Genomic DNA, 257 nt, shown 5'->3' with positions numbered 1-257 from the left:
CCAAAGTGTTGTTGCCGGTACAAATATCGAAGAAGCCATCCAAAGTATAAAAGAATTAAATGCCCACGGTATTTCCTGCACAGTTGATAATCTTGGTGAGTTTGTCTTAAAAAAAGAAGAAGCAACAGCGGCAAAGAAACAAATTCTTCAAGTAATCGAAGCGATCCACGACAATCAAGTGGATGCTCACATCTCTTTAAAACCAACACAATTAGGCCTGGATATCGATTACGATTTTTGTCTAGACAATCTGAGAG

General features: G+C 38.5%; 1 pseudogene. It reads left to right on the top strand.

The window, feature by feature from the left end:
- Positions 1-257, top strand: a pseudogene (locus RYX56_RS23620) (proline dehydrogenase family protein); the annotation flags it as partial.

This window comes from Alkalihalophilus lindianensis, from assembly GCF_032843265.1.
Taxonomy (GTDB): Bacteria; Bacillota; Bacilli; order Bacillales; family Bacillaceae_D; genus Alkalihalophilus; species Alkalihalophilus lindianensis.
Note: the sequence above shows the minus strand (reverse complement) of the source record. Positions and strands in the feature narration are given on the sequence as shown.